This window comes from Hamadaea sp. (assembly GCF_013362815.1).
Taxonomy (GTDB): Bacteria; Actinomycetota; Actinomycetes; order Mycobacteriales; family Micromonosporaceae; genus Hamadaea.
The window spans coordinates 20,254-27,339 of record NZ_JABFVK010000080.1 but is presented as its reverse complement, the minus strand read 5'-3'; the positions used below and the strand labels follow the sequence as shown (position 1 = coordinate 27,339).

The following is a 7,086-nucleotide window of genomic DNA, read 5'->3' as shown; positions in this document are numbered from 1 at the left end:
GACTAGAGGTCGAGGCCGGTCAGCACCATGACCTTGACGTCCGTGTAGTCCTCCATGGCGCTGCGCAGCCCTTCCCGGCCCACGCCACTGCCCTTGAGCCCGCCGTAAGGCATCTGGTCGGCCCGGAAGGACGGCACGTCGCCGACGATGACCCCGCCGACCTGAAGATCCCGATGTGCCCGGAACGCGGTCTGCAGGTTGTGCGTGAAGACGCCCGCCTGCAACCCGTACGCCGAATCGTTGACGGCGGCGAACGCCGAAGCGTCGTCGGCCACGCTCGACAGCACCAGGACCGGTCCGAAGACCTCTTCGCAGGTGACCTTCGCGTCGGCCGGGACGTCCGCCAGGACGGTCGGGGCAACCGAAGCGCCGTCCCGTTTCCCGCCGGTGAGCAGCCGCCCGCCGGCCGCCACCGCCTCGCCGACCCACTGCTCGATGCGCTCAGCCGCCGCCTCGGAGATCACCGGCCCGACCTGTACGCCGTCCCCGAACGGGTCGCCGACCTTCAACGCCTCGACCGCGGCGACCAGCTTCTCCTGGAAGCGACCGGCCAGGGCGGCGGGAACGATCACGCGTTGGACCGCGATACAGCTCTGCCCGGCCTGGTAGTTGCTGAACAGCGCGATTCGCTGAGCCGCCCAATCCAGATCGGCGTCGCTCGACCAGTCGGTGCAGACGACCGCCGCCGCGTTGCCGCCCAGTTCCAGGGTGACGTGCTTGTCCGGCACCGAGCGCCGGATCTGCGCGCCGACCGGTCCGGAGCCGGTGAACGAGACCACCGGCAGCCTCGGGTCGGCGACCAGCGCGGGCGCGGCGTCGTTCGAGATCGGCAGCACCGAGAACATCCCGTCAGGCAGGTCCGTCTCGGCCAGGATGCCGCCCAGCAGTAATGCGGTCAGCGGCGTGGCGGGTGCGGGCTTGACGACGATCGGGGCGCCGACCGCGATGGCCGGGGCGACCTTGTGCGCCACCAGGTTCAGCGGGAAGTTGAACGGCGTTATGCCGAGGACCGGCCCTTTCGGGAAGCGGCGTACGACCGCCATCCGACCGGCCGCCGCCGCATCGGTGTCGAGGCGCTGCAGGTCGCCGGAGAACCGCCGGGCCTCCTCGGCGGCCCACCGGAAGGTGGAGATCGCCCGGCTGACCTCGGCCCGCGCCCAGATGAGCGGCTTGCCGTTCTCGGCCGTGATCAGTCGCGCCACTTCTTCCGACCGATCGGCGAGCTTCCGGCTGACGTGGTCGAGCGCGGCGGCCCGGACGGCGGCGGGCAACGCGGCCGCCTCGGCTGCCACGTCGGCGGCGGCTTGGACGGCGCGATCGACCTGCTCCGGGGTGGCGAGCGTCGTCCGTCCCACCTCGTGACCGTCGAACGGATGCGTGACGATGAGGTCGGCGGTGCCGTGCTCGGGCGTACCGGCGATCCAGAAGGGCTCGGCCATGATTTCGAGCCTAGACTATTGCGGATACCGTGGCCTAGGGTCTCCTATACGACGAAATCGGTTGTGAGGATGGCCATGGACCAAGTTCTGCGCAACTTCATCAGCGGGGAGTGGGTGGCCCCGGTCGACGGGCGTCACGCCGACCTCATCGACCCCAGCACGGGCGAGGTCTTCGCCAGCGCGCCCGTCTCCGGCGCAGAGGACGTCGACCGGGCCCTGCGCGCGGCGGCGACCGCCTTCGAGTCTTGGCGGGACACCACGCCCTCGGAACGGCAGCTGGCCCTCCTCAAGATCGCCGACGCGGTCGAGTCGCACGCCGACGAACTCGTCGCCCTGGAGAGCCGGAACACCGGTAAGCCCATCGCCCTGACGATGAGCGAGGAGATCCCGCCCGCCGTCGACCAGCTGCGGTTCTTCGCCGGTGCCGCGCGTGTCCTCGAAGGACGGTCCGCCGGGGAGTACCTCGCCGGGCACACCAGCTACGTCCGGCGCGAGCCGATCGGCGTGTGCGCCCAGGTCACCCCGTGGAACTACCCGCTGATGATGGCGATCTGGAAGTTCGCCCCGGCCATCGCGGCGGGCAACACCGTCGTGCTCAAGCCCTCGGACACCACGCCAGTGTCCACGTTGCGGCTCGCCGAGCTCGCCGCCGAGTTCCTGCCGGCCGGCGTACTCAATGTGGTGACGGGAGATCGTGACACGGGCCGCGCGCTGGTCGCACACCGCACGCCCCAGTTCGTCTCGATCACCGGCTCGACCCGCGCAGGCATGGAGGTCGCCGCGGCGGCCGCGCCCGACCTCAAGCGCACCCACCTCGAGCTCGGCGGTAAGGCGCCGGTCCTGGTCTTCGACGACGCGGATGTCGCGGCCGCGGCCGAGGCCATCGCGATCGCGGGCTACTTCAACGCGGGCCAGGACTGCACCGCGGCCACGCGCGTGCTGGTCGCGCCGGGCGTCCACGACGAGTTCCTGGCCGCGCTCACCGAACAAGCCAGGGGTACGCGCACCGGCGCGCCCGACGATGGTGACGTCTTGTACGGGCCGGTCAACAACGCGAACCAACTGGCCCGGGTCCAGGGTTTCCTGGAGCGGCTGCCGGGGCACGCCACGGTGACCGCCGGTGGGGAGCGAGTCGGCGACCGCGGCTACTTCTTCGCGCCGACCGTCGTCGGCGGGCTGCGGCAGACCGACGAGATCATCCAGGACGAGGTGTTCGGACCGGTCATCACGGTGCAGCGATTCACCGACGAAGCCGAGGCGGTGGCACTGGCCAACGACGTCCGGTACGGACTGGCCTCCAGCGTGTGGACGAAGGATCACGGCCGGGCGATGCGGGTCTCGCGCGCGCTGGACTTCGGCTGCGTCTGGGTCAACACCCACATCCCGCTCGTGGCCGAGATGCCGCACGGCGGGTTCAAGCACTCCGGGCACGGCAAGGACCTGTCGATGTACGGCCTGGAGGACTACACCCGGGTCAAGCACGTGATGCACAACATCGGGGCGTGAGATGACCTCCGCAGAGATTCACAAGCGCCGGGTCGCGGCGGTCGCCCGGGGCGTCGGCTCCACCATCTCGTCCTATGTCGACCACGCGAGCGGCGGCACCCTCACGGACGTCGACGGGCGGGAGTGGATCGACTTCGCCGCCGGAATCGCCGTGACCAACGTGGGCAACAGCGCGCCGCGCGTGGTCGAGGCGGTCCGGCGGCAGGTCGAGCGCTTCACGCATACGTGCTTCATGGTGGCTCCCTACGAGTCCTACGTCACCGTCTGCGAGCAGCTCAACGAGCTGACCCCGGGCACCTTCGAGAAGCGGTCGGCGCTGTTCAATTCAGGGGCCGAGGCGGTCGAGAACGCCGTCAAGATCGCCCGGTACGCCACCCGCCGACCCGCGATCGTCGTCTTCGACCACGGCTACCACGGGCGTACGAACCTGACGATGGCGCTCACCGCCAAGAACATGCCCTACAAGAACGGGTTCGGGCCGTTCGCGCCGGAGATCTATCGCGCGCCGATGTCCTACCCGTTGCGGGACGGCCTCGACGGTGCCACCGCAGCGGCCCGAGCCATCGAGATGATCGAGAAGCAGGTCGGCGCAGCCAATGTGGCCGCCATCGTCATCGAGCCCATCCAGGGCGAAGGCGGCTTCGTCGTCCCCGCGCCCGGCTTCCTGCCCGCACTGGCGTCCTGGACGCAGGAGGCGGGAGCGCTGTTCATCGCCGACGAGATCCAGACCGGGTTCTGCCGGACCGGTTCCTGGTTCGCCTCATCGCACGAGGACGTCGAACCCGACCTGATCACCACAGCCAAGGGCATCGCCGGTGGCTTGCCGCTGGCCGCGGTCACCGGCCGGGCGTCCATCATGGACAGCGTGCACGCGGGCGGGCTGGGCGGCACTTATGGTGGCAACCCGATCGCCTGCGCAGCTGCGCTGGCCGCCATCGAGACGATGCGGGAGCTGGACCTGGCCGCCTCGGCCCGGCACCTCGGATCGCGGATCACCGCCCGGCTGTCTTCCCTGGACGCCCCCGCAGTGCGGGAAGTACGCGGCCGCGGCGCGATGATCGCCGTCGAGCTGACCGACGCCTCGGTGACGGCCTCCGTCGCCACGGAGTGCCATGAGAACGGACTCCTCGTCCTGACCTGCGGAACCTACGGCAACGTGCTGCGGTTCCTGCCGCCGTTGGTGATGCCGGACGACGTGCTGGACCGGGGTCTCGACATCCTCACCGCCGCCCTCTCCTCCCGCTGACCCCCTTTGGGCTGCAGATCAGGGTTATGCATGCTTCCCGAGCTTGGGAAGCATGCATAACCCTGATCTGCAGGAAACCTGCTAGTGCGTGGCGAGCTGAGAGCCGCCGACGCGCAGCCCCCAGGGAGTCCCGTACGCCTTGAGCATGTCCAGGAACGGGACGGAGTCGAACGCCTCCGGCCCGAGTACGCCGACGCCGGACCACGTTCCAGCGGCGAGCAGTTCGAGCGCGATCACCGGATTCACCGCGGTCTGCCACACCACCGCCTGATGGCCGTACTCCCGCATGGACCATTCGTTGTCGACGACGTGGTAGAGGTACGCCTCCAGCGGCTCTCCGTCGCGGCCCGTACCGGTGACGAGCGTTCCCGCACAGGTCTTGCCCCGCATCCGGTCGCCGAGGGTCGCCGGATCGGGCAGCCGAGCGGCCAGCACGTCACGGGGTGAGACGTCGACGCCGCCGACGCGTACGGGTTTGGTGGAGTCGAGTCCGAGTTTGTGGATGGTCTTCAGGACGTCGATGAACTCGGTGCCGAGGCCGTACTTGAAGGTGACCCGCCGGGCGTCGACCCAGCGCGGGATGAGCAGCACCTCCTCGTGTTCGACGTTGACGCACTCGACCGGGCCGATGCCGTCGGGGAAGTCGAAGACCTCCGGCTCGGAGAACGGTTCGGTGGTGTACCAGCCCCGGCCCCTCTCCCATACCACCGGCGGGTTCAGGCACTCCTCGATCGTGGTCCAGATCGAGAAGCTGGGCGCGAATTCGTAGCCGTCGACCGTGATGTTCGACCCGTCCCGTACGCCGACCTCGTCGATCTCACGGAACAGGTGGTCGGCGGCGTACCGGGCGAAGACGTCGGAGAGACCGGGTTCGACGCCGATCCCGACGAGGGCGAGCCGTTCGGCCGCCTGCCAGTCGACGGCTGCGGCGAACTGCTCGTCGCCGAGTTTGACCCCCGTCTCCGCATAGGGCAGCGACGGATGGGGCTGGGACAACGACATCGCCATGTCGAGATAGTGCGCGCCGGCGGCGTACGCACCGTCGAAGATCGGCATGACGAACCTGGGGTCGACCGCGTTCAGCACATGGGTGATCGCGTGTTCGCGGCACAAGTCCTTGACAGCCGCCGCCGATGAGGCGTCCACCTGTGCGGCCCGGAAGCGTCTGTCCAATCCGGAGACGGCCCGCTGGGCTCGGGGCAGGGAATAGTCGGCTACCACCATGAGGTCGAAGAAGTCGCGACGGGCTGCGATGGCGGCGGCGGCGCTGCCGACCCCGCCCGCGCCGACGAGAAGTATGCGCATGATCAAGTTCCTTCTGGGAGGAGCGCGATCATGGACCTACGGACACGACACGCCGGTCGAGAACGTCCGTCAGTTCATGATCGCGCAAAGAGGTCAGGAGTCGAAGCCGAGGCCGGCCCGGTCGAGGGTGCGCAGCCACAGGTTGCGGCGACCCTGCCGGGCGTCGGCGCGAGCCAGCGACCACCGGGTCAGTCCGATGCCGACCGACCGGAGGGGTTCCGGCGGGAAGGGCAGCGGCCGCGTACGCACGAAGCGAAGTCGCGTGCGTTCGGTCGGGACACCGGAAAGCAGGTCGAGCATGACCTGAGCACCGAAGCGGGTCGCTCCGACGCCGAGCCCGGTGTACCCGGCCGCGTACGCCACTCGCCCGGACATGGCCGTCCCGAAGAACGGGCAGAACCGGGTGCACGTGTCGATCACGCCGCCCCAGGCATGGCTGAATCGCACCGAATCGGCCAGCTGCGGGAAGGTCTCGAAGAAATGCCGGGCCAGCGTCTCGAACGTGGCGTTGCGGCGTTCCAGTGAAACCGAGATGCGACTACCGAAGTGGTAGATCGCGTCGTACCCGCCGAAGAGGATCCGGCCGTCCGGAGTGATCCGGTAGTAGTGGAACTGGTTCGCCAGGTCACCCAGCCCCTGCCGGTTGCGCCAGCCGATGGACGCACGCTGATCCTCGGACAACGGTTCAGTCATCAGCGCGTAGTCGTACACCGGAACCAGATATCGCCGCAGGCGGCGGAGCAGCGGAAACGCGTTCGTCGCCAGGGCGGCGTGCTGCGCGCGTACCACTCCCTCCGGCGTGTAGACCGCGACGCCGGAACCGTCGCGCGAGAGCTTGACGGCAGGTGAGTCCTCGTAGATCCGGACTCCCGCGGACAACGCGGCTGCGCGCAGACCCCAGGCCAGCTTGGCCGGGTCCACCATGGCCACCCGATCGCGATCCCACAGTCCGGCGAGATAGGTCGGCGAGTGCACCTCGGCCTGGACGGCGGATCGGTCGAGGAAGACGGCGTCCTGGCCGTAGTCCAGGGCGTCCTCGGCCGCCGAGCGAAGCTCGTCCACCTGATAGGGCTCGACGGCCACGGAGAGTTCACCGGTGCGCTCCCAGTCGCACTCGATGCCGTGCCGCCGGATCGTCTGCTCGATCTCGTCGAGATTCCGCCGGCCCAGCCGCTCCAGCCGGGCCACCTCGGCCCCGAAGCGCTCGGCCCCGTTGGCCAGCCCGTGAGTCAGGCTCGCCGCGCAGAATCCGCCGTTGCGGCCGGAGGCGGCGCCGCCGCACAGCCCGGCCTCGACCAGCACCACGTCGCGGTGCGGGTCACGTTCCTTGGCCAGCAGGGCCGTCCACAGCCCGCTGTACCCACCGCCGATGATCACCAGATCGGTGGTCTCCACCCCGCTCAGCGGCTCGCGGGCGACGGGCCGGTCCGGCCGGTCCGTCCAGTACGGCGTCGGTACTGCGTCTCGCAGGGCCGACGCCCACAGATCTGATCCTTTGGCTCGCATGAGCCGATCACCTTCTCCTTCTCTCGCACACGCCCGCGCATGTGGTTCTTGTGCCGGCCGATCGAACTCCTCGATCGGCATCTC

Annotated in this window: 5 protein-coding genes; 2 read left to right on the top strand and 3 right to left on the bottom strand. The window is 69.4% G+C overall.

The genetic code is table 11. The annotated features are described in order from the left end of the window. Positions 1 to 2: 2 nt before the first annotated feature. A complete protein-coding gene (locus tag HOV77_RS29540; RefSeq protein WP_290867947.1) occupies positions 3 to 1,439 on the bottom strand; it encodes an aldehyde dehydrogenase family protein in 1,437 nt (478 codons plus the stop codon). 69 nt (positions 1,440 to 1,508) lie between these two features. Between HOV77_RS29540 and HOV77_RS29535 the strand changes: the two genes are divergently transcribed. Continuing rightward, a complete protein-coding gene (locus tag HOV77_RS29535) occupies positions 1,509 to 2,945 on the top strand; it encodes a gamma-aminobutyraldehyde dehydrogenase (RefSeq protein WP_290867959.1) in 1,437 nt (478 codons plus the stop codon). 1 nt (position 2,946) lies between these two features. Continuing rightward, positions 2,947 to 4,191, top strand: a complete 1,245-nt coding sequence (gene gabT, locus HOV77_RS29530) for a 4-aminobutyrate--2-oxoglutarate transaminase (protein WP_290867944.1) — start codon at positions 2,947 to 2,949, stop codon at positions 4,189 to 4,191. A gap of 81 nt (positions 4,192 to 4,272) precedes the next feature. Here gabT and HOV77_RS29525 read toward each other — a convergent pair whose 3' ends face one another. Both HOV77_RS29525 and HOV77_RS29520 read right to left on the bottom strand, forming a co-directional pair. Further along, entirely contained in the window at positions 4,273 to 5,496 is a 1,224-nt protein-coding gene (locus HOV77_RS29525) for a saccharopine dehydrogenase C-terminal domain-containing protein (RefSeq protein WP_290867941.1), read from the bottom strand. A gap of 93 nt (positions 5,497 to 5,589) precedes the next feature. Further along, on the bottom strand, positions 5,590 to 7,002 hold the full coding sequence (locus HOV77_RS29520; RefSeq protein WP_290867938.1) for an FAD-dependent oxidoreductase: 1,413 nt from the start codon (positions 7,000 to 7,002) through the stop codon (positions 5,590 to 5,592). Between the last annotated feature and the right edge of the window lie 84 nt (positions 7,003 to 7,086).